Below are 21380 nucleotides of genomic sequence, written 5' to 3'. Positions count from 1 at the left end.
GGTGGTTGAACTCTGCGGGCCGGCCTCCACCCCCGGTATGAGACCCAAGTAAGTCGCAGATGACGTCGTTCTGAGCTCTTATAACGACGTCATCTGCTACTTACTTGGGGTCATCTGCTACTTACTTGGGTCAGGCGCCCGCGATTCTCAGCTTCGCCACGTTTTCGGCCAGCACCCGGCGCGCATCCTCTCCGAGGAGCGAATCGGTGATGAGTTCGTCGGCCTCATCCAGCTGGGCGATCGAGGCTATGCCCACCACACCCCATTTGCTGTGGTCCGAGAGGACTACTGTGCTGCGGGCAGAGGCCATAAAGGCACGGTCGGTCTCCGCTTCCAGCAGGTTCGGTGTAGTGAAACCAGCCTGGGCATCCATGCCGTGGACCCCCAGGAAAAGCAGGTCCAGGTGCAGTTGCTTCAGGGATGAGGTGGCGATCGGACCCACCAGGGCGTCCGACGGGGTGCGCTCGCCGCCGATCAGGATCACCGTGGAGCCGAACCGTGCCGGGCCTGACGACGCGCCGTGGTGGAAGAGATCCGCGATCCGCACCGAGTTGGTCACCACGGTGATGCGTGGACCGTTGACGAGTTCCTTGGCCAGGGCCCAGGTGGTGGTGCCGGCGCTCAGTCCAATCGCCATGCCTTCCTGGACCATGGAGGCGGCTTCGACCGCGATCGCATGCTTCTCAGCGGTGAGCTGGGTGGATTTCAGCTCGAACCCGGGTTCGTGTGTGCTGGCATCACCCGGCAGTTTGGCCCCGCCATGGATGCGCTCCACCCGGCCCGTTTCCTCGAGGGCTTCGATATCTCGTCGGACGGTCATGGGGGAGACACCCAGCAATTGGGCAAGGTCCGAGACGCGCACCACGCGTTCGCGCTGGACGGCATCAATGATGGCGGAGTGGCGTGCTGCCTGAAGCATCAGGACCTTTCTGGGTACCTCGTCAAACATGCGTCTGAGTCTGGCTCCAGTCTAGGACGCGGCCTCCGTTTATACGCGCGACGACGCCCCTAAACGCCCGACGACGCCGCTCGCCCCGGGCGGCGAGCGGCGCCGTCGTCGTATTGGTACCCCGGGCGACGCTACTTGCGCAGCGACTCGGCGATCTGGGTCATGATGCCGGGGTCTGCCAAGGTGGTGGCGTCGCCGGTGTCGCGGCCCTCTGCAATGTCCTTCAGGAGGCGGCGGACGATCTTGCCCGAGCGGGTCTTGGGCAGTTCCGGCACGACCAGCAGTTGCTTGGGCTTTGCGATCGGTCCGATTTCCTTGCCCACGTGGTTGCGCAGTTCCAGCACCGTTTCGTCGCCGTTGTTGACGGCGTCACCGCGGAGGATGACGAACGCGACGACGGCCTGGCCGGTGGTCTCGTCAGCGGCGCCTACGACGGCTGCTTCTGCCACGGACGGGTGGCTGACCAGCGCGGATTCGATTTCGGTGGTGGAGAGGCGGTGACCGGAAACGTTCATGACGTCGTCCACGCGGCCCAGGAGCCAGACGTCGCCGTCCTCATCCTTCTTGGCACCGTCGCCGGCAAAGTACATGTCCTCGAACCGGGACCAGTAGGTGTCCTTGAAGCGCTCCGGATCGCCCCAGATTCCGCGGAGCATGGAGGGCCACGGTTCGCGGACCACCAGGTAGCCGCCTTCGCCGTTGGCCACCGAGGCACCGTTTTCGTCCACCACGTCAACAGCGATGCCGGGAAGCGGGACCTGCGCCGAGCCGGGCTTGGTGGCGGTGACGCCGGGCAGCGGGGCGATCATCTGGGCGCCGGTTTCGGTCTGCCACCAGGTGTCCACAATCGGAGCGGGGTGTTCCTTCTTCTCACCGTTGTTGCCTGCGTTTCCGCCGATGACGTCCCGGTACCACATCCAGGCTTCCGGGTTGATGGATTCGCCCACTGAGCCCAGCACACGGATGGAGGAGAGATCGTACTTGTCCGGGATGTCCCGGCCCCACTTCATGAACGTCCGGATTGCGGTGGGGGCTGTGTAGAGGATGGAGACCTTGTACTTCTCCACGATTTCCCACCAACGGCCCTGGTGCGGGGAGTCCGGGGTGCCTTCGTACATGACCTGGGTGGCGCCGTTGACGAGCGGTGCGTAGGTGACGTAGGAGTGGCCGGTGACCCATCCGACGTCGGCGGTGCACCAGTACACGTCCGTTTCGGGGTGGAGATCGAACACGGCCTTGTGCGTGTAGGCACCCTGGGTGAGGTACCCGCCGGTGGTGTGCAGGATGCCCTTGGGTTTGCCGGTGGTGCCGGAGGTGTAGAGGATGAACAGCGGGTGCTCGGAGTCATGCCCCACAGCGGTGTGCTCGGTGGAGGCCTTGTCCACGGTGTCGGACCACCAGAGGTCGCGGCCTTCCACCCAGTTGACGTCCTCACCGTTGCGCTTGACCACAACGACGTTCTGAACTGTATGACCTTCTTTGGACAGGGCTTCGTCAACGGCCGGCTTCAACGCGGAGGGCTTGCCGCGGCGGTACGTGCCATCAGCAGTGACCACGAGCTTGGCTTCGGCGTCCTCGATCCGGGAACGCAGCGCGTCGGCGGAGAATCCACCGAACACCACGGAGTGCACGGCCCCGATCCGGGCGCAGGCAAGGAGCGTGATGACGGCCTCGGGGATCATGGGCAGGTAGACGGCTACGCGGTCGCCCTTGGCCACGCCGAGGGACTCGAAGGCGTTCGCGGCCTTCTTGACCTCTTCGGTCAGCTGCGCGTACGTGTAGGTGCGGGTGTCTCCGGGTTCGCCTTCGAAGTAGATGGCAACGCGGTCGCCCAGCCCGTTTTCGACGTGCCGGTCCAAAGCGTTGTAGGCAGCGTTGACTTCGCCGCCAACAAACCATTTGGCGAACGGCGGGTTGGACCAGTCCAGCGTCTCGGTGAAGTCTTTGTCCCACGTCAGCAGCTCGCGGGCCTGCTTGGCCCAAAAGGCCGGGCGGTCAGCCTCAGCCTCTTGATAAGCATCCGCTGATGCTATGGCGTTCGCGGCGAACTCGTCCGAGGGCGCGAACTTGCGGTTCTCGTGAAGGAGGTTTTCAAGGGCCTCGACGTGTGTGGATCCGGTGGTGTCCTGAGACATGGTGAACCTCATTATTCATCGATCTTTGCTGCGGGAGCCCGCCGTTAGGCCCGCAGAGTACTGTCCGCCTTCCACACTATCGCCTCGAGAGGTCCTACGTGTGCGTGGTCACAAACGCGGCAGCGAGCGGCGTATTTTTAGCGCCGAATGGCACCTTGGGCCTCGGGGAAACGCTTACATGACGTACGACGGCGGTACGCGCCTGCCGCGGTGGGGCCCGGGACAGCGGGTCACTTTCTGTAAGTAACCTTGGAGTTCCCTGTGGGCCGGACCGCGGGACCGTTTTCAGCTAGAAGGCTGTCAGTGGGGTGGCATAGGCTGAAGAGGTCTTGGGACGCATCTTCAGGCGTGTCCAATGATGCCGCGGAATCCCGCGTGGATCATCGGGCGGACTGCCCAAGGCGCCGCCGTACGAAGGAGAAATACATGAACCAGCTGAGCCCAGGACCGCACGACTCACAGCCGACGGGACCGGACACCACGGCTGGAACGGCCACTGCAACAGGTGGCAACGCTGCTGCGCAGGGTACCTCTGCCGTACCAGGAAAAAGTGACACCCCCGCCAGCGGAGCGTCCAGGTTCGACGCCGTCGCCGGCCCCTTCACCGTCCGGGACCTGACCGTCTTTGGCTCCGCGCTCCTGATGTTCATTGCATCGCTACTGCCTATGTTCGGCTCGCTCTACAACCTCTGGAATGTAGGAAGCCTGTTCTTCCTTTTGTTGGGCATCATCCTGCCGTTGATCGTTGTGGCGCTTTTCGTTGCCCGTCGGCTGCAGCCGGGAACCATCGTCCGCGTCGGATCCCTTTCAATTGACCAGTTCGCGTCCGTCGTAGCGTCCTTTGCGTTCACGTTGTTCTTCCTGGTCGCCGCCAGCTCATTCAACGGCAGCGTACTTCTGGGCCTGGTGGGCTCCGTTGGCTTGCTGGCCTCCACGGTTCTTGCGCCGCACCTGCCTTTGCTCTCCGCCGACTTCAAGGGACGCGCTGAAACTCCGGCCCATGTGGTTGCCCGTGAGGCAGCAATTCCCAGCCGTAAGCCTGCAGCTCCCAAGGCACCGAAAGAGCCCAAGGCTCCCAAGCCCGCCACGACGACTTCGCCCGCCACGACGACTTCGCCCGCACCGGGCGCTTCCAATGCGGGTGCAGGCTTCCACGGAACCGCTGCGGCATACCCGGCTTCCGGAACCGCTGCCGCATCTGCAGCAGCCCCCGGCGCTGGTTCTCCTGCCGCTGTATCTCCCGCCACGGGCAACCCGGGCGCGGAATCAGGCAATGCCAGTGCCGTCGCCAGCCCGTTCGCCCCGCCGGCAACGTACGGAAGTGCACCGTCGCCGGCAACGGAAGCACCCGCCGTCGTGCACTCTGCTGACTCCAAGCCCGCTGGGGAGCCGGTAGCCAGCCCCGAAACGGCCGCCGCCGAACCCGCCTCAACGGCGCCGGAGCGCGACGACGCTGCGAAAGACCAGCAGCTCGCGGACGCATCGGCGGATTCACGGCCCGTGGCTGCCGAACCGGCCACCACGCAGCACCCGCAGCAGCCGGCCGCACAGCAGGCGGGAACCCAACAGCCGTGGGCTGCCACCATGGCCACCCCGATAGTTTCCGGCGACACCCGGAAGGTCAGCGACACGATCGGCGCCACAGTGGACCCCGCCAGCCGGCCCGAAGAGTCCGACGCGCCGCAGTACGAGGCCTTTTGGTTCGCCGTAGCCCAGCCCCGCACCGCGTACGACGAACACTCGGGCGCTCCCGCTTTCATCATCGAACCCGGGGGCTGGGTGCTCGCGCTCGAAGACCGCGGACATGAGTTCCTGGTCCAGGACACCGACGGCAAGGTCGGGGTTCTCCGGGAGCTCAGCAACATCGAACGCGGCTAGGCAGGAACGCCGTGGCCATCACCCCAGCAGGTTCGCTGCTCGCACTCAAGCGCAGGGCCCGCAAGATCAACAGGGTCCTCGCTGAGAAGTATCCCTACGCGCATGCGGAGCTGGACTTCAGGAATCCCTTCGAGCTGGTGGTGGCCACGGTCCTTTCCGCCCAAACCACGGACGTCCTGGTCAACCAGGTCACCAAAATCCTGTTCGCCCGCTACCCCGATGCCCGGGCCATGGCCGAAGCCGAGCCCGCCGAACTGGAGGCGATCCTCCAGCCGACCGGCTTCTTCAGGGCCAAAGCCCGGAATGTCCTGGCGCTGAGCACGCGGCTTGTTGATGAGTACGACGGCGAGGTCCCCGGCAGGCTAGAGGACCTGGTAACGCTTCCGGGTGTCGGACGCAAAACCGCCAACGTGGTGCTCGGAAATGCGTTCGGCATTCCCGGAATCACCGTTGATACCCACTTTGGACGCCTGGCCCGCAGGTTCGGCTGGACGGAGTCGGATGACCCCGTCAAGATCGAATTTGACGTTGCCGAATTGTTTGAGCCCCGGGACTGGACCATGCTGTCGCACCGTGTGGTTTTCCAAGGACGGCGGGTTTGCCACTCACGGAAGCCGGCCTGTGGTGCCTGCCCGGTGGCAAGCCTGTGTCCCAGCTACGGAGAAGGCGAGACGGACCCCGTCAAGGCCGCAAAACTCCTGAAGTATGAGTTGGCCCCGGGCAATGAGGAATTGCTGGCAAAACTGCTGGCCGAGACAGACCGTGCCGCGGAGATCCGCATGGAATCGCAAAGGAGGCCCGGGTGACCGCGCTGGAGGAACTGACCGCCCTGGTGTCCCGTTTCGAGGCGGGTCAGCAGCAGCACTCCGCCCTCTGGGAGCTGCTCCCGGTCACCACCGAGACCAACCGCGCAGCTGCCGTCCTCATGCTTTTTGGTGTGCTGGACGACATTCCCGCCGAATCCGGTCAACAGATCGCTCCCGCAGATCTGGACGTCCTGCTGCTCGAGCGGGCGCACACCCTGGACGACCATCCAGGGCAGGTGGCCTTTCCGGGCGGCAGCGTGGACCCCGAAGACGAATCCGTGGTGGCAGCCGCCCTGCGCGAAGCAGTGGAAGAAACAGGGTTGGATGCCGGCGGTGTCCGCGTGCTTGGAGTCATTCCGGAACTTGGACTCATCCGCAGCAACTTCCGGGTCACCCCGGTGTTGGCGTGGTGGGATGCCCCATCGCCTGTCCGTGTAGTGGATTACGCCGAATCAGCGCAGGTCTTCAGGGTCCCGGTCCGGGACTTGCTGGACCCTGCCAACCGGGTCACTGCCACGATTTCCCGTTTCGGCCGGACCTACACAAGCCCGGGCTTCACCATCAACGGCGTGCTGGTGTGGGGCTTTACCGGCATGGTCCTCAGCGGCCTCTTCGACGAACTGGGTTGGACTGTCCCCTGGGACAGAGCCAGGCTTCACGACATCGACCTCTGACACCGCCGCCGGTGCAGCCGTTCAGGCGGCCTTGCGTGCCGGCGTCGAACGGTCCACGATCAAGCCAGTGGCGGCATTCTCCCGCACGGCCTTGATGCCGGCCACAACGCCGTCAAGGTGCGGGAACGTTGGCGATTCCGCCACCACGGTCCCATCGGCTGCTGTGAGACGGAACCGGTATGCCCGATCGTTTTCCTTGAGAATTTCAAACCTGCCTGCCATGCTTTTCCCCCTTGTGATGCTTCCCTGCATGCCGCGTGGAACGTGTCCACATAGCGAAAGTAGCGGGAAGCCGTGGTAAAGCAAAGTCATCCGTCATCCCTCGGTCATCGCGCCTCATACGGCGAGATATGACTGGAGAGTCTTAAATGCTGCCGCTAATGTGCGGCTATTTCGCCTTGTCATAGGATTCGACGACGGCGACGCTCACCGGAAACTCCACCGGGATCCGGCCGAACATGAGCTCTTTCGCGGCGGCAGCGGACTCTTCTATGGCGCGGATGCATGCGTCCACGGCAGCATCGGGGGCGTGGACCATCACCTCGTCGTGCAGGAAAAAGACGAGTTCCCCGGACGGCGACCCTTCCGCGCGCAAAGCCCGCAACCGGCGTCGTAATTCGGCCAGCCAGCAGGCCGCCCACTCAGCTGCGGAACCCTGGACGACAAAGTTGCGGGTGAAGCGGCCGCGCGAACGGGCCAAGTTGTCCGCCCGGCGTTGTTCCTCGGCGGTGGTCGATTGCTGGCTCCGCAGCCAGCCGGCCGACGGCGGCGGGCTGCTCCGGCCCAGCCGCGTGGTCACAGTCCTGCCGGCTTCGCCTTCCCGGGCCGCCTGTTCCACGAAGCCCACCGCGCGGGGATACGTCCGCGCAAGTTGTGGCATGAGCCTTCCCGATTCGCCAGTTGTGGCACCGTAGATCGCTCCCAGCAGGGCAATCTTCGCCTTCGCACGGTCGCCACCGAAGCCTTGGGCTGCGATGCCGGCGTAGAGGTCCTTGTCGCGGGCGGCCTCAGCCATTTTCGTGTCCTGGGCCAGGGCCACCAGAACCCGGGGCTCCAACTGTGAGGCATCAGCCACTATCAGCTTGTGTCCCGGGTCAGCGTGGACTGCTGCCCGGATATTGCGCGGAATCTGCAGAGCGCCTCCGCCACGCGAAGCCCAACGGCCGGACACCACGCCACCCACCACGTACTCGGGATGGAACCGCCCATCACGCACCCACGCATCCAACCAGGCCCATCCGTTGGCGGTATGCAGACGGGAAAGCTTTTTGTAGGCGAGCAGTGGCTGGATGGCCGGGTGTTTGGACTCCTGGAGTTCCCACTGCCGCGTGCTCTTGACCTCGATGCCGTTGCGGTGGAGCGCCCGCATGAGATCCTGCGGGGAGTCAGGGTTCAGGCTGGGGGAATTGAGCATTGTCCTCAGCTCAGCGCAGAGGGCCTCCAAAGCCGGGGGCCGGTGCCCGGGCGCAGGTCGGGGCCCGAGCACATCGGCCAGGATCTGCTGATGCAACTCTTCACGCCAAGGGACCCCGGCGTGCTGCATCTCGACGGCAATGATCGCGCACGCTGATTCCGCTGCCAGGAGCAACTGCAGCCGTTGCCTGAGCTGATTGTCCGTGGCCAAGTGGGCCACCGCTTGCTGCTGGGCCGCGAACTCTGCCTTCAGTTCGGCCAGGCCCGCCCCGGGAGCCGACTGGGAGAGGTCCTCGAAGAGGGCGCCCTGGTCCGCGGGCGGCGGTGGCGGCTGGAGGACGCGGGGAGGGGCGTCGTCATCCTGGGTTAGCTTGACCGCATTCTTCGCATAGTCCGTATGGGCGGTGAACTCGGAGTGGGCCAGGATCGCACCGCACAGCGCCAGGTCATGGCACCGCTCCAGCTCGACCCCCTGGGCCAGCAGTTCCGGGTACCAGTCCTGCGCGCGTTGCCACACCCAGCGGGGCCGCTGGGCTTCGAATTCACGGACGACGCCGGGCAGCTCACCGCGCGTGAGGACGCGGGCGTCGGCAGTGCCTTTCCCGGTGGGAGAGATCCGCTGTATGGCTGCGCCATCCGGGTGGGCGGCCAGCAGCAAATACATGCGTTCCATTCTGCCTTGTTGCTTGTGCTCCCGGCGTACAAGCGCCTTGTTGCAGGTGACTTGTCCTCCACATCCCTTGTTGGCGCATCCCGGGAGCGGGCTTTTGCACATAGGGGCAGCTGCTCCTTATCCGGATTCCGGGATACGGCCACTGTGGTTCCATGAGCAAACGAAATCGTCGGCACCGGCAATCCTTCAGCCAAGCCCCCGAAGGGGATGCAGACCGCCATTGGCTACCCCGGGATGCCTCCGGGGTACTCCTCGTTTCGGCGGACCCGTACCTCCAGGAGGAAGCAAAACGGGTTGTGGCCGCGGCGGGTGGAACGCTTCGAACCGCCGCCAGCGTAACGGAAGCCGTCCACGGATGGGACAGCGCGGACGTTGTCCTGGTGGGCAGTGATGTCCGTGAGCTGCCACCACGGCGGCGGGCGCCCTCAGTACTGTTGGGCAGGGCCGGTGAAGGGGACGGGCTCTGGCGGTTGGCTGCAGCGCTGGGGGCGGAGCGGGTGGCAGTTCTTCCGGAAGCCGCTGCCTGGCTGGCTGAGCACCTGAGCATGTCCGGCTCGCCCGACCCCGGGGGCACAGTGACAGGGATCGTCGGTGGTTGTGGCGGCGCCGGTGCGTCAACAACAGCCGTCTGGCTGGCCCAGGCCGCAGCTTCGGAAGGCGTCAGTACCCTACTTGTCGACGGGGATCCCTGGGGAGGTGGGCTGGAGCTTGCCCTCACTGATGGGTCAGTCCCCGGTCTTCGCTGGCCGGACTTCCAGGAAAGCCGGGGAAGCATTGATCCAGCCCAATTCCGGGATTCCTTGCCTGCTGCCGGTGGATTCACGTACTTGTCCTGGCCCGGTACACGGGAAGCGGTAAAAAGCCCGGATGCCGGCGCCGTTGCCGCCGTCATGGATGCTGCGCGCCGGGGCTTCGAACTCATCATCGTTGACCTGGGACGCAGTGGCGAGGGCGTGGGGAGGCTCGCATGGGACTGCGACAAACTATTGCTTCTGACCACCGCGCACCTCAGATCAGCAGTCGCATCTGCCCGGATCCTGAATGAACTGCCCCCAGTGGAGACCGGACTGATCGTGAGAGGGAACAATGCATTGCCCGTGGACCCCTCATTCATCGCCGAATCGCTCGGGCTCCCGCTGCTCGGCGTCGTTCCCGAAATACGGGGAGTCGCCGCAGGCACGGAAATGGGCCGCTTGCTTGAAATGGGCAGGCGCAAGAGCATCAGTCGCTTCACAGACGAGGTGCTGGAACTGAAGGGAGCCCTCAAATGAACCGTTTCGCCGACGGACCACGCCGCCGGCAGAACCCGAAACTGGACTCTGGTCTGCTTGAAACGGTTCGCGAGTCGGTACTTGCCAACAACGGACCAGTCACCCCGTCATCGGTGGCAGCAGCCGTGCAGGCGAGCGGCAGGTTGTTGGGTACTGCGGGCGCTTTGGAAGCCGCGTATTCGATCAACGCCGAACTGAACGGGCTCGGACCTTTGCAGCAGCTCGCCCAGAATCCGGCTGTCACGGATATCTTCGTCAATGCACCGGATTCGGTCTGGTTCGACCGTGGTCGGGGCCTGGAACGCAGTTCACTCCGCTTTGACGCCGAGCACCAGGTCAGATCGCTCGCCTCCCGGCTGGTTGCCGCTGGCGGACGCCGCCTGGATGATGGCTCCCCGTGCGTGGACGTGCGGCTCAAGGGCGGCTACCGGGTACACGCAGTGCTGTCTCCGATCTCCACCTCCGGAACCCTCCTGTCCATTCGGATTCGTCGCGAAGAAGTCTTCACACTGTCGGAGCTACGGGCAGGCGGCATGTTTTGCGAGATGGTCGAGGCAGTTCTCCGGGCCATCGTCGAGCAGAGGCTGAGCTTCCTCATCAGCGGCGCCACGGGATCAGGGAAGACCACCCTCCTGTCCACCATGCTGGGCCTCAGCGACCCGGGCGAACGTTTGGTTCTGATTGAGGACGCCGCCGAGCTCAACCCGGTCCACCCCCACGTTGTCAGCCTTGAATCACGCCACGGAAACCTTGAGGGTGGAGGCTCTTTGGACCTGGGCGAACTGGTCCGCCAGGCGCTCCGCATGCGGCCTGACCGGTTGATCGTCGGTGAATGCCGGGGCGCTGAGGTCCGTGAACTGCTGACGGCCCTGAACACTGGACATACCGGCGGAGGTGGCACGATCCACGCCAACACAGCCGAAGCGGTGCCCGCGCGCCTTGTTGCCCTCGGCGCGCTCGCGGGGTTGAACGCCGAAGCCGTCCAGTTGCAGGTTGCCTCGGCACTTGACGTCGTCATTCACGTCGCCAGGACCCAGTCCGGACGCAGGGTTGCTTCCATTGGAATAATGACCCAAACAGCCACAGGACCGGAGGTGGTGTCCGCACTCAGCCTGGGTCCAAACGAAATATTGCACGGACCGGCGTGGCCCGAGCTCTCGGGGCGCCTCGCCCTGAAACAACAAGCATGAGCAGCGTCTTCATCCTGGTCCTGGCCTCGGTTGCGTGGCTGCAGCTCCGGGGCAACCAGGCTGATCGTCGCCGCCTGGCGAGAAGCCTTGGCCGACAAGAGCAGCCGGGCGCCGGGTCTCCACAGCAGTTTCCGGCCCTGCGATTACGGCGCCATAGAACTCCCGAACCCCTGTCCTTGGTCGTCCTGGTCCAGCAGTTGGCAGCATTGCTGCGGGGTGGCCGCGGAACGTCGCGGCTGTGGGAAGAACTGTGGCTTGTCCATGCCGCCGGATCACCAGGGAAACCCGCCTCAGCCACTGGCGCCGGAGACGGCAAGGCCTCGCTTTCCAGTGCGTCGCTGAAAGTCCTGGCAGCGGCCCGGGCCGCCTCCAGCGTCGGAAATTCTCCTGCTGCAGCGATCCGTGGAACTGCAGCACACATCTACCCACCTCGCCGAAGCTCCGAGCGCAGGGTGTGGATGGAACTGGCCGCGTGCCTGGATGTTGCCGAAAGCAGCGGATGCCCCTTGGCGGACCTCCTGGCCCGCTTCGCGGCGCAACTGGAAGCCGAGGAAGATGCCGAGGCGGCACGCCAAACAGCACTCGCAGGGCCCAAGGCCACCGTCCGGCTCCTGTCGTGGCTCCCGTTGCTGGGACTGGGGCTCGGCATGGCCCTGGGCGTGGACCCGCTCGGTATCCTGCTGGGCAACCCCTGGGGCGTGGCCACCTTCGTGGCCGGACTCGTGCTCACAGCAGCCGGACGCATGTGGTCTTCGAAATTGGTCGCAGCCGCAGCGGGAGGAAGCTGATGCCCGAAGCCTGGGTCCTCTTGATGATGGGTGTACTGGCACTCGCAGCATTCGTTTCATTTCCGCCCCCTCACAGCCCCCGCTGGCTGCTTGCGGACGGGACCGGCCCATCGACTAAGTCCGGCGCATCGACTGTCTCCGGCGCATTGAAGGCCGGCGAGGCTCCGGGCAATATTGGCTCCGGAAAGGACGGCCTTCGCGATACCGCCATGATGCTTGAGCTCATGGCTTCCATGCTGGACGCCGGGTCCGGGATAGGGAGGGCCTTGGAACTCCTCGCCAGAGCGGCATCGCCTCCCATTGGTCAGTCCTTGCGACCAGTCGTTGCAGCGCTGGCCATTGGCGCGGATTGGGACACTGCCTGGCAAACGCCGGCAGGGCACGCCCCCGAAGTTCTGCGCCTCAGGGATGCGCTGACCTTCGCCGCTCTTACCGGGGCTCCGTCAGCGTCGATCCTCTACGCGCAGGCTGCCAGGGAACGGCGCGGGCGCTTTCGGGCTGCAGAAAAACGGGCTGCGGCCTTGGGCGTGAAACTCGTGGTGCCCTTGGGGCTTTGCTCGCTTCCGGCCTTTATCTGCCTGGGCATCGTGCCCGTACTGATCGCCATGCTTCCCGCGGCGTGACCGAATGTTTCACCGTCCGTCAGCCGCGCTCCGACCAGCACTGTTCCTCCACAGTCAGTCGATCCGGACGGGTTTTCCACTTGCAGGAATCCCATTCTTCCGGCGCCCAACGGGCCTGCGGAAGAGTCGAAGCAGCCAGTGGATGCTGGCGTCCCTTGAAAGGAACACACCGTGAAAACAACTGTCAGTCCGCCCGTCGCCGCGCTCATCGGCCCGGTTGCCCCGTCCCTGTCCGCCCGTACGGAAGAACCAAGCCACGCGGTTCTGGCGCTCCGGGACCCCGAACCTGGGGTGCAGTCCGTTCCGTTGCGAACCGGGCAAGGTCGCCGGTCCAACAACCGGCCACGGACAGGTCCCGGCAAACGGCGCATGGGCTCGGAAACGGGCATGGCTACTGCCGAATACGCGATCACCACCTTGGCCGCGGTTGGTTTGGCCGGATTGCTCGTGGTCATCCTCCGCAGCGAGGAAGTACGGGGCTTCCTGCTCAACGTTATCCGCACGGCTTTGTCCTTGCCATGACGGAGGTGCTGCCTGCCCGCAGGACAGTGGTCGCAGCAGTGCGGGAGCACGGCGCGGTCACTGCCGAGTTCGCTGTTGCCTTGCCGGCCGTGGTGCTGCTGCTGGCTTTCCTGTTGGCAGGCGGCGCTGCCGGCCTGACGCAATTGCGGCTGGAGGAGGCAGTGAGGGCCGGGGCCCGGGCTGCGGCGCGGGACGAGTCCATTGGCTCGGTGGAAGGTGCTGTCAGGCGGCTTGCGGGAGAAGGCGTCACGTCGTCGGTGACAGAGGACGGCGGGTGGCTGACGGTCACTGCTTCCTCACCGGTAGGGGGCGCCTTGGGTTCATTGATCCCATGGCGTCTGACAGCTTCTGCGGCCGCTCGCGCAGAGACGGCAACTCCGTGAGGACCCGAGCCATCAGTGTCGGTTCCGAGCGTGGATCGGGGACGATGCTTGCGCTTGCCTTGGGTGCTGTGGTGATGGCCCTCCTGCTCGGTCTGCTCCTTTTGGCGCAGGCGGGGGTCTTGGCGTCCCGCGCGGCCTCTGCTGCCGACCTTGCGGCCCTCGCGGGAGCCGATGCCGCCCGCGGCCTGACATCGGGAGAGCCATGTGAAGTGGCTGCGAGCGTCGTGGGACAGCACAACGCAACCCTGACATCCTGCGTGGTAACGGGCGGAGAAATAGTGGAGGTGGTTACGGAATTGCCCTATCCATTCAACGTGGGAGTCGCCACGGGCCATGCGAGAGCGGGGCCACCTCCATAGCGGCTGCTTAGGCGGCGTCCTTCAACAAGACGCCGAGGAGCGTGATGGCGGCTGCCTTGTCCAGGGGATTGTTCTTGTTGCCGCATTTTGGGGACTGGACGCAGGACGGGCAGCCGGCCTCACATTCACAGGCCTTAATGGCGTCGCGCGTGGCGGTCAACCAGGTCTTGGCTTTTTCGAACCCCCGCTCCGCGAATCCGGCGCCTCCGGGATGCCCGTCGTAGACAAAAATCGTAGGCACCCCGGTATCGGCGTGCAGGGCAGTGGAAACGCCGCCGATGTCCCAGCGGTCGCTTGATGCAACCAAGGGCAGAAGACCGATGGCTGCGTGCTCTGCGGCATGGAGCGCACCGGGGAACTCCGATTCCACCAGCCCGGCGCCATGCAGCGAACGATTGTCCACCACGAACCAGACGGCCTTGGTAAAGAGATCCCGGGCTCCGAGGTCCAGTGGTTCCTCGCCGAGGATCTCATTTGAAATCAAAGCCTTGCGTTGGAAGGAGACCACTTGGGTGGTTACTTTGACGTCGCCGAAGTGCACTGTGACGTCTCCCCATTGAACGGTTCGTGTGGTTTCCAGAACCTCGATCTGCGTCACATCCCGCGCCGTCGTGTAGAAATCGGGATTCACGCGGCGCACCATGACGCAGTGGTCGGTCTCATTGAGATCCTCCACCAGATAACTGTCGCCCTGATGGACGTAGATGGCCCCCGTGTGGGCCTGGTAGTGGGTTTGCGGCGAGTCCATGGTTCCCAGCAGGGATCCGGTCTCGGCATCCACGATGCTCACAGGCCCACCGCCGTCGGCCCGCAGGTTCACCATCCCGGCTGCGCTTTCGGGATGCGTCCAGAACCATCCCGCCGGCCTCTTGCGCAGATACCCTTGGGCCACCAAGCGATTGAGGAGACCCTCTGCTGTGGGGCCAAAAAGATCGAGTTCAGCCGGGCCGATGGGCAACTCGGCAGCAGCCGCGCAAAGGTGCGGGCCCAGGACATAGGGGTTGCCAGGATCGAAGACCGTTGCCTCCACCGAGACGTCAAAGATGGCCTCGGGGTGATTCACCAAGTAGGTGTCCAGGGGGTCGTCGCTGGCCACAAAAGCAGCGATCGCGTCCTGCCCTGCCCGCCCCGCCCGGCCGATTTGTTGGAAGAGGGAGGCGCGGGTACCAGGCCACCCCGCAACCAGCACCGCGTCCAGTCCCGAGATATCGATGCCGAGTTCGAGCGCAGACGTGCTGGAGACCCCCAGCAGCTGACCGGACCTCAGCGCCTGCTCCAGGGCCCGTCGTTCTTCGGGCAGGTAGCCGGATCTGTACGCCGCCACCCGCCCCGGGAGGCTGGGATCCACCTCGTCCAGAAGCCTCTTCGTGATGGACGCTATGGACTCTGCTCCACGCCGGGACTTGATGAACGCGATGGTGCGGACCCGGGACGAAACCAGGTTCGCCAGGATGTCGGCCGTTTCTGCGACTGCCGTCCGCCGCTGTTTGGCCCCGTTCTCACCTTTGACATCGGTCAGCGCAGGTTCCCAGAACGCCACCGTGGTGGATCCGTGCGGGGAGCAATCCTCGGACACTTCCCGCACAGGAGCGCCAATAAGCCTTCCAAAGGAGACGGCGGGATCCGACGCGGTGGCCGAGGCCGCGATGAACACGGGTTCGGGGAAGGAGGTCCCTGCGCCGTAGTAGGCGCAGATCCGGCGAAGACGCCTCATGAGATTCGCGACATGCGAGCCAAAGACTCCACGGTAGCTGTGTGCTTCGTCCACGATCACGTAGCGCAGCCTTCGGAAAAACCTTGCCCACCACGTGTGGTTGGGCAGGATCCCGAAGTGCAGCATGTCGGGGTTGGCCAGGATGAAGTTGGCGTGGTCCCTGATCCATCGACGGGACGAGACGTCAGTGTCGCCGTCGTATGTTTCGGCCCGGACGGTGGGCAACTTCAACGCGCGGATCGCGGCGAGCTGGTCAGCGGCCAGCGCCTTGGTGGGGGAGAGGTAGAGCGTGACGGCCCCGTCCTCGTGGATCTTTCCGGGATCGGCCAGAACCTGCAATTCGGAACGGTGTATGGCATCCAAAGCCGGCAGCTGATACGCCAGCGACTTACCGGAAGCGGTTCCCGTGGCGATGACCACGTGCTGGCCGCCATGGGCGATGTCGGCGGCCTGGATCTGGTGCCGGTACGGCTCCTGGATTCCCAAGGTTCCGTAGGCGGCCACAACATCCGGATGCACCCAGCCCGGCCAAGGCTCGTTGACGGCCTTCCGTGCGGGAATCGTGTGGACATGGCGAAGCTGCTCAGGGTCGGAGGTCCGGCCCAGCAAGGAGATCAGCGAATTCGGTGCAGCCACCGAATCATTCTGTCACTCTGCGGAGGCGCTGACGGCGGCCCCCGGGGAAGCCGCCGTCGAACCTGGCCGCAAAGCGGCAAACTTCAGGCGCCGGAGAGATCCGAGCCATCCGCCCCGCTGGCCGACATCATGAGCACATGGCAGACGACGTCCCAGCCAAGGTGCGAGTACAGCTTCTGGCCATCCAGGGATGCCAGGAGGAGACCGTTTTCGACGTCATGGGAGAAGGCCTGGGCGGCGAGTGCCTTCATGATGAAGCTGCCCAGTCCGCGGCGTTGGAACCGGGGTTCGGTGACGATCTTGTCGAACACGGCGGTGCCGTTCACCACATACACCCTGCCGCTGGCGGCCACTTCTTCGCCGGCGTGCACCACTGCGTAATGGACTCCGTTGGATTCGGACGTGGCGAGTTCAAGGTCATCGTCAGGAAGCCATGGATCCTCGGCGTCCTGCGTTTCCATGTCAACGATCATCATGGTTTGGGAAGCGGAGGTCACTTTCAGGCCGTGCTTCTCAGCCAGATACTTGTACCGCTGGACGTCGTTGGTGAGCACCGTCAGGATCCGGGTGGGGGCTTCTCCGGTTTTACCCGCCAGGACAGCGAACTCTTCGTCAGAGGGATCGTGGGCAAAATACTCCCAGTCACCTGTCTTGTCGGCGCGAAGCGCGGCAGGGAAGCGTCCCTCTTGGCGTGACTCATAGCCCCGGCAGCCGGACCAACCGGCCACCCAGACTTCCAAGAGGTGAGCAATGTCTTCAACCAAGGCGTCTGGACTCATGTAGAGAGAGTATGCCAGCGCCCCCTGAAGGAACAGTCCGAGGTCAGCAGAAGGATCGTTGCTTATTGAATTGTGACGTGCGCCCCGGGCGCATCCGGATTTTACTGCACCAAGTACCCTTTAAAAGTGGCTTTGAACCGAATTGTGCTCTTCTATGGCTTTACTCCGATCGCCGACCCGGACGCCGTCCGTCTGTGGCAGCGCGCCCTCTGCGAAAAGCTGGGCCTCACCGGCAGGATCCTTATTTCCAAGGACGGCATCAACGCCACCGTGGGCGGCGAACTGAACAACATGAAGCAGTACGTCAAGACCACCCGGGAGTACAAGGGTTTTCACGGGATCGACTTCAAATGGTCGGAAGGCAGCGCTGCGGATTTTCCGCGGCTCAGCGTCAAGGTCCGCGACGAAATCGTTTCGTTCGGCGCGCCGGGTGAGTTGAAGGTTGATGAGAACGGAGTTGTGGGCGGCGGCAAGCACCTGCAGCCCGAGGAACTTCACGCCTTGGTGGATGCGAAAAAGGCCGGGGGCGACGACGTCGTGTTCTTCGACGGCCGCAACGCTTTCGAGGCCCGGATCGGCAAGTTCAAGGACGCGATCGTTCCGGACGTGGACACCACCCACGACTTCATCAAGGAACTCGATTCGGGCAAGTATGACGACCTCAAGGACAAGCCTGTAGTTACCTACTGCACTGGGGGAATCCGTTGTGAAGTGCTCTCCAGCCTGATGGTCAACAGAGGGTTCAAAGAGGTTTACCAGCTGGACGGCGGGATCGTCCGTTACGGCGAAACGTTCAAGGACCAAGGCCTGTGGGAAGGCTCCCTCTACGTGTTCGACAAGCGCATGCACGTCGAATTCAGCGAGGAAGCCAAGACCATCGGCGAGTGCGTGAGGTGCGCCTCGCCTACCAATAAATTCGAGAACTGCTCCAACCCCAGTTGCCGCACGCTCACCTTGTACTGTGCCGAATGTGCTTCAAGCCCGGAAACGCTTCGCTGCCCCGGTGGCTGCGACGCTGCCTGAGTGAAAGCTCACAGCCTGCTCACCCGATAGGCGAAGTTCGCGTTCGCCCCTGCGCCCACCGTAATTGACAGCACAGCGTCCTTTTCGAGCTGGACCACGCTGACCCGGGCGTTGGCGCACCCCAGCGTGAGGTCGACAAGATCGGCCTCTCCCAGCTTGACCGCAAACGATACCCGCCGTGTGCCGCGGCAGGCCAAGGTAACAGCATAGGTGCCGCCCGGCAGCTGGACAGTTTGCTCGGTCCGTGACTCACCGGCAGTCAGGGAGCCGCTGCTTGAATAGAACGACCGCCCCTGGGATTCGGGCAAAGCAGCGGTGGCCCACTCGTCCAGCGCCTTGCCGGTCACCGTGGATTCCAATGCTGGATCCGGTGGCAGAACCACGTTGGTCGGGCTTGGGGCAGCACTGGTCGCGGCCTTGCTGCCGTCCTCGTACGTATATTCGCAAGCGCTCACGCTTCCGCAGAGCACAAGCAGTCCGACGGCGGCCCTTGCCAGCCGCTGTGCCGTTCCGGGGGGAGCTGCCCTGCTGCCCATGAGCTGACTTTACGCCCGTGCGGTCTCCGGCTGAAGGCCACCGTGAGGTGGTTGTGGCGGCGTCCTAGCTGCCTGCCGGCACCAGGTGGTAAGCAAAGATCAGAGGGGCGTCAACACTGCTGGTGGAGATGCTGACAGGACCGTTTCCAGGTACCTTGATCTTCACCACATCGAGGCTGGCGTTGCAGGCTGCTGCGGCGTCGGTGATCTTCTTTCCGCCGGAAGAGACTGCGAAGTAGGCCTTGCCGCCGCCATCGCATGCCATGGTCAGCGTGTAATTTCCGGCTGGAACCCCGGCTGACTCCTTAACCAGCGGATCCCGGTTGAGGATCTTGCCCGAATCCTCCAACACAGCGGTGCTGGCTGCGGGGAGGACCTTCTCCTTCCACGCAGGGACGTCGGCGTCCTGGATATTAACCGGAGCCTGGCAGGCGGAAACCCCCAGCAGCGCAGCGGCAGTGATGGAAACAAGGCCGGCAAGGCGCCTTGCGGTGGAGAAAGTGAGCATGGATCCAACGCTACCGGGTTCAGGAGGCAAGCTTTGTCCACATAGCGCGAACTACGAACCATGGTGCAGCTGTGCCGCACCTACACTGGCAAGGTGACTGACACAGCTTCCTTGTTTACCGCCGGCAATACTGATGATGCTCCCCGCAGCGACCGGCCGGACCTTCTCCTGGCCCTGGCCTCGGACCTTCGCGCTGTCTCCTACACCGTTGACGGCGTTGCAGTTCTCCTCGGCGGATCCGCCTCCGAAGCTCTGTCCCGGGACCAGCTCGTTCCAGCCCTGTTGGCCAGTGAACGTCAGGTGCTGTCCGAGGACCCGGAGGTCCGCGCGCTGGCCGTCATTGTCCGCCTATGGCTTTTGGCGGTTCCGCAGACCGCCGCTGATGTTGATGCCGCCCTGCCGGGAATTCGGTCCCGTGGGCTGGAAATTCTGGGATTGGTCACTGTTGAATCCGGTCTGGTCAGGGCCAAGGTGGACCTTCGGCCTTATGGCTGGGATGCCAACGCCGATGGCACTGGAGGGGCGGAACTCTGGGTGGCCAGCGACCTCGCTGCCCATCAGCAGCCAGGAGTCTTGAGGCACGATCATGTCTTGGGGATTGGCCAGGCCTCCACAACCCTTGTCCGGACAACGTCCCGGCGGCACACCGGGCGCGCACTGGATCTGGGAACAGGCTGCGGAATCCAGACCTTCCATCTCCTGCACCACTGCGAACATGTCACCGCTACGGACATTTCCGCCCGCGCCCTCGCGTTCACCCGCTTCAACCTCCTGCTCAACGCCGCCGAGCTGGACCTGGACCCAAACAACCTGGAAACCCGGGTGAGCTTGCGGCTGGGCTCGCTGCTGGAGCCGGTATCGGGGGAATTGTTTGGTTTGGTGGTGTCCAATCCACCGTTCGTCATTACGCCCCGCACCGGCGGGGAATCGTCGGCCGAGCAGTTCACCTACAGGGATGGCGGATTACCGGGTGACGGGATCGTGGCCTCACTCGTGCAGTCCCTCGGCTCTGTCCTGGAACCGGGCGGGACTGCGCAGATGCTGGGAAACTGGGAAATTGCTGCCGGGGCCGGCTGGAAAGACCGTCCGAAGGCGTGGCTGAAGGATTCAGGCTTGGACGTGTGGTTTATCCAGCGCGAGCAAGTTGGCCCTGAACAATACGCGGAAACCTGGTTGCAGGATGCTTCGCAGAACCGTGAAGGCGGGCATTACAAGGACGCCTACGCCGCCTACCTCAGTGACTTCGCCTCCAGGAAAGTAGAGGGTATTGGTTTTGGCATGATCCTCCTGCGTCGCCCCGAGGAGGGGCACAGTGCAGTGATCAACAGTTTCGAGGAAATCACGTACCCCATAGAGCAGCCGATCGGGCCGCATCTGGGTGCCGCGGTAGGGAGGGCAGACTGGGTGTCTGCGCACCCGATCCCGGAGGCGCATCTCATCGTGGCCGAAGACGTTACCGAGGAACGCCACCAGCGGCCCGGAGCGGCCCATCCGGGTGTCATTCTCCTGCGTCAAGGTGCCGGTCTGCGACGTACCAACCTGCTGAGCACCGAACTGGCCGGCTTCGTTTCAGCCTGCGATGGGCAGCTGTCTGTCAGGCAGATCGTTTCTGCATTGGTGGCATTGCTCGGCGGTGACGACACCTTCGACGAGGATGCTTTCCGTGAGGGATTGTTCAGCGAGGTCACCAACCTTGTCCTCGATGGTTTTCTGCTCCCCGATCCGGAGCGGTACGGCTCATGAATGGCCCAGGCGTGCCGCGCCCGCGGAAGACCGGTCCCCCGGATAGTGACCCTGACTACACTGATGAAGTGATTGCGAACAACGAGACATCCCAAACGTCGGGAGATGCCCCGCGGCGGAAGCGGGCCGAGAAGACGGTTGAGATTACCGATCCCAAGGCTATCCGCGCTCTTGCGCATGCCGCCCGCATTGAGGTCATCTCCGAGCTCTATGCCACCCAGGTAAGCCACACGGCCACCGAACTGGCTGCCAGGACGGGGCTCACCCCGAGCGCCATGAGCTACCACCTCCGGGCTCTCCAGAAGTGGGGAATCGTGGCGCCCGCGGAGAACTCGGGAGACGCCCGTGAAAGGCGTTGGAAAGCGGCCGGGACGGACTTCACGATTTCCGGGGGCAGCGTCGCCAGCCCGGAGATCGCTGTGGTGGACCTGGAACTGGACGCTTTCCGCCGCAGGGCTTCCGCATTTGCCAAAGCCCGTGGTGAGCGGCGGCAACGGGGGGATACGGGGGAGGAGCCCGCAGCAGTGGTCCTCTCAAGCAACCTGTTGTACCTGACCAACCCGCAGAGGAAGGAGCTTGCGGACAGAATCCGGGAGGTTGTGCGGGAGTACGAACTTGAGGATCCCACCCGGATTCCCGAGGGCGCACAACGGATGGCAACCCTGTGGTCGATGATCCCGGACGACCGCGTGGCGCCGGGCCAATAGCACCATCCCAGGTCCCCGAAGGACCGCCTGGTTTCCTTGGCCAAAACGCAGGATTCTGCAAACTATGGTG

The 21380-nt window shown here is 64.2% G+C and carries 21 protein-coding genes; 13 read left to right on the top strand and 8 right to left on the bottom strand.

Annotation, left to right across the window (positions count from 1 at the left end; translation table 11 throughout):
- Positions 1–130 precede the first annotated feature (130 nt).
- Positions 131–919, bottom strand: coding sequence for a DeoR/GlpR family DNA-binding transcription regulator (locus IEY62_RS04470; protein WP_189014466.1), 789 nt, complete (start codon positions 917–919; stop codon positions 131–133).
- Between the two features lie 161 nt (positions 920–1080).
- Positions 1081–3084, bottom strand: coding sequence for an acetate--CoA ligase (gene acs / locus IEY62_RS04465; RefSeq protein WP_189014259.1), 2004 nt, complete (start codon positions 3082–3084; stop codon positions 1081–1083).
- Between the two features lie 426 nt (positions 3085–3510).
- Between acs and IEY62_RS04460 the strand changes: the two genes are divergently transcribed.
- Genes IEY62_RS04460 through IEY62_RS04450 form a run of 3 tightly spaced genes read left to right on the top strand, consistent with a single transcriptional unit; the run spans position 3511 to position 6442 of the window.
- Positions 3511–4962: a hypothetical protein gene (locus IEY62_RS04460; RefSeq protein ID WP_189014257.1), complete on the top strand. Its 1452-nt coding sequence runs from the start codon at positions 3511–3513 to the stop codon at positions 4960–4962.
- Between the two features lie 11 nt (positions 4963–4973).
- On the top strand, positions 4974–5768 hold the full coding sequence (nth, locus tag IEY62_RS04455) for an endonuclease III (protein WP_189014255.1): 795 nt from the start codon (positions 4974–4976) through the stop codon (positions 5766–5768).
- Positions 5765–6442 (top strand): NUDIX hydrolase, encoded by a 678-nt coding sequence (locus tag IEY62_RS04450; RefSeq protein ID WP_189014253.1) that lies wholly within the window; start codon positions 5765–5767, stop codon positions 6440–6442. The genes nth and IEY62_RS04450 overlap by 4 nt, the downstream gene beginning before the upstream one ends.
- Before the next feature lie 21 nt (positions 6443–6463).
- On the opposite strand, the gene IEY62_RS04445 is transcribed toward IEY62_RS04450, so the two are convergent.
- Positions 6464–6664: a YegP family protein gene (locus IEY62_RS04445; protein WP_179128305.1), complete on the bottom strand. Its 201-nt coding sequence runs from the start codon at positions 6662–6664 to the stop codon at positions 6464–6466.
- A gap of 166 nt (positions 6665–6830) precedes the next feature.
- The gene (locus IEY62_RS04440) at positions 6831–8519 is read right to left on the bottom strand and encodes a bifunctional 3'-5' exonuclease/DNA polymerase (RefSeq protein WP_189014465.1); all 1689 of its coding nucleotides are present in this window, start codon (positions 8517–8519) and stop codon (positions 6831–6833) included.
- A 161-nt stretch (positions 8520–8680) separates the two neighbouring features.
- Between IEY62_RS04440 and ssd the strand changes: the two genes are divergently transcribed.
- The 7 genes from ssd (at position 8681) to IEY62_RS04405 (ending at position 13664) form a co-directional block, all read left to right on the top strand.
- Positions 8681–9799: a septum site-determining protein Ssd gene (ssd, locus tag IEY62_RS04435; protein WP_229785066.1), complete on the top strand. Its 1119-nt coding sequence runs from the start codon at positions 8681–8683 to the stop codon at positions 9797–9799.
- Positions 9796–10989 (top strand): TadA family conjugal transfer-associated ATPase, encoded by a 1194-nt coding sequence (locus tag IEY62_RS04430; protein ID WP_189014251.1) that lies wholly within the window; start codon positions 9796–9798, stop codon positions 10987–10989. The genes ssd and IEY62_RS04430 overlap by 4 nt, the downstream gene beginning before the upstream one ends.
- Positions 10986–11777 carry a hypothetical protein gene (locus IEY62_RS04425; RefSeq protein WP_189014249.1) on the top strand — a complete coding sequence of 264 codons (792 nt, stop codon included), beginning with the start codon at positions 10986–10988 and terminating at the stop codon, positions 11775–11777. The genes IEY62_RS04430 and IEY62_RS04425 overlap by 4 nt, the downstream gene beginning before the upstream one ends.
- Positions 11777–12400: a type II secretion system F family protein gene (locus IEY62_RS04420; RefSeq protein WP_229785064.1), complete on the top strand. Its 624-nt coding sequence runs from the start codon at positions 11777–11779 to the stop codon at positions 12398–12400. Before IEY62_RS04425 ends, IEY62_RS04420 begins: the two co-directional genes overlap by 1 nt.
- A 171-nt stretch (positions 12401–12571) precedes the next feature.
- On the top strand, positions 12572–12922 hold the full coding sequence (locus IEY62_RS04415; RefSeq protein WP_229785062.1) for a DUF4244 domain-containing protein: 351 nt from the start codon (positions 12572–12574) through the stop codon (positions 12920–12922).
- On the top strand, positions 12919–13305 hold the full coding sequence (locus IEY62_RS04410) for a TadE family type IV pilus minor pilin (protein ID WP_189014247.1): 387 nt from the start codon (positions 12919–12921) through the stop codon (positions 13303–13305). Before IEY62_RS04415 ends, IEY62_RS04410 begins: the two co-directional genes overlap by 4 nt.
- On the top strand, positions 13254–13664 hold the full coding sequence (locus tag IEY62_RS04405) for an Rv3654c family TadE-like protein (RefSeq protein WP_189014245.1): 411 nt from the start codon (positions 13254–13256) through the stop codon (positions 13662–13664). The genes IEY62_RS04410 and IEY62_RS04405 overlap by 52 nt, the downstream gene beginning before the upstream one ends.
- Positions 13665–13671: 7 nt before the next feature.
- On the opposite strand, the gene IEY62_RS04400 is transcribed toward IEY62_RS04405, so the two are convergent.
- Positions 13672–16014 carry a DEAD/DEAH box helicase gene (locus IEY62_RS04400; protein WP_189014243.1) on the bottom strand — a complete coding sequence of 781 codons (2343 nt, stop codon included), beginning with the start codon at positions 16012–16014 and terminating at the stop codon, positions 13672–13674.
- A gap of 83 nt (positions 16015–16097) precedes the next feature.
- On the bottom strand, positions 16098–16793 hold the full coding sequence (locus IEY62_RS04395) for a GNAT family N-acetyltransferase (protein ID WP_189014241.1): 696 nt from the start codon (positions 16791–16793) through the stop codon (positions 16098–16100).
- Between the two features lie 126 nt (positions 16794–16919).
- Here IEY62_RS04395 and trhO point away from each other — a divergent pair, with 126 nt between their 5' ends.
- Entirely contained in the window at positions 16920–17816 is an 897-nt protein-coding gene (gene trhO, locus IEY62_RS04390; protein ID WP_189014239.1) for an oxygen-dependent tRNA uridine(34) hydroxylase TrhO, read from the top strand.
- An 8-nt stretch (positions 17817–17824) separates the two neighbouring features.
- Here the strand turns inward: trhO and IEY62_RS04385 are convergent, their stop codons facing one another.
- Together IEY62_RS04385 and IEY62_RS04380 are read right to left on the bottom strand one after the other, a co-directional pair.
- Positions 17825–18352 carry a hypothetical protein gene (locus IEY62_RS04385; protein WP_189014237.1) on the bottom strand — a complete coding sequence of 176 codons (528 nt, stop codon included), beginning with the start codon at positions 18350–18352 and terminating at the stop codon, positions 17825–17827.
- Between the two features lie 64 nt (positions 18353–18416).
- A complete protein-coding gene (locus IEY62_RS04380) occupies positions 18417–18860 on the bottom strand; it encodes a hypothetical protein (protein ID WP_189014235.1) in 444 nt (147 codons plus the stop codon).
- Positions 18861–18920: 60 nt separating this feature from the next.
- Between IEY62_RS04380 and IEY62_RS04375 the strand changes: the two genes are divergently transcribed.
- Positions 18921–20603 (top strand): DUF7059 domain-containing protein, encoded by a 1683-nt coding sequence (locus IEY62_RS04375; protein WP_189014233.1) that lies wholly within the window; start codon positions 18921–18923, stop codon positions 20601–20603.
- On the top strand, positions 20600–21310 hold the full coding sequence (locus IEY62_RS04370; protein WP_189014231.1) for an ArsR/SmtB family transcription factor: 711 nt from the start codon (positions 20600–20602) through the stop codon (positions 21308–21310). Before IEY62_RS04375 ends, IEY62_RS04370 begins: the two co-directional genes overlap by 4 nt.
- Positions 21311–21380 lie beyond the last annotated feature (70 nt).

It is taken from the genome of Paenarthrobacter histidinolovorans, assembly GCF_014647595.1.
In the GTDB taxonomy this organism is placed as follows: domain Bacteria; phylum Actinomycetota; class Actinomycetes; order Actinomycetales; family Micrococcaceae; genus Arthrobacter; species Arthrobacter histidinolovorans.
The sequence above is the reverse complement of the archived record's forward strand: the minus strand, read 5'-3'. Positions and strand labels throughout refer to the sequence as shown.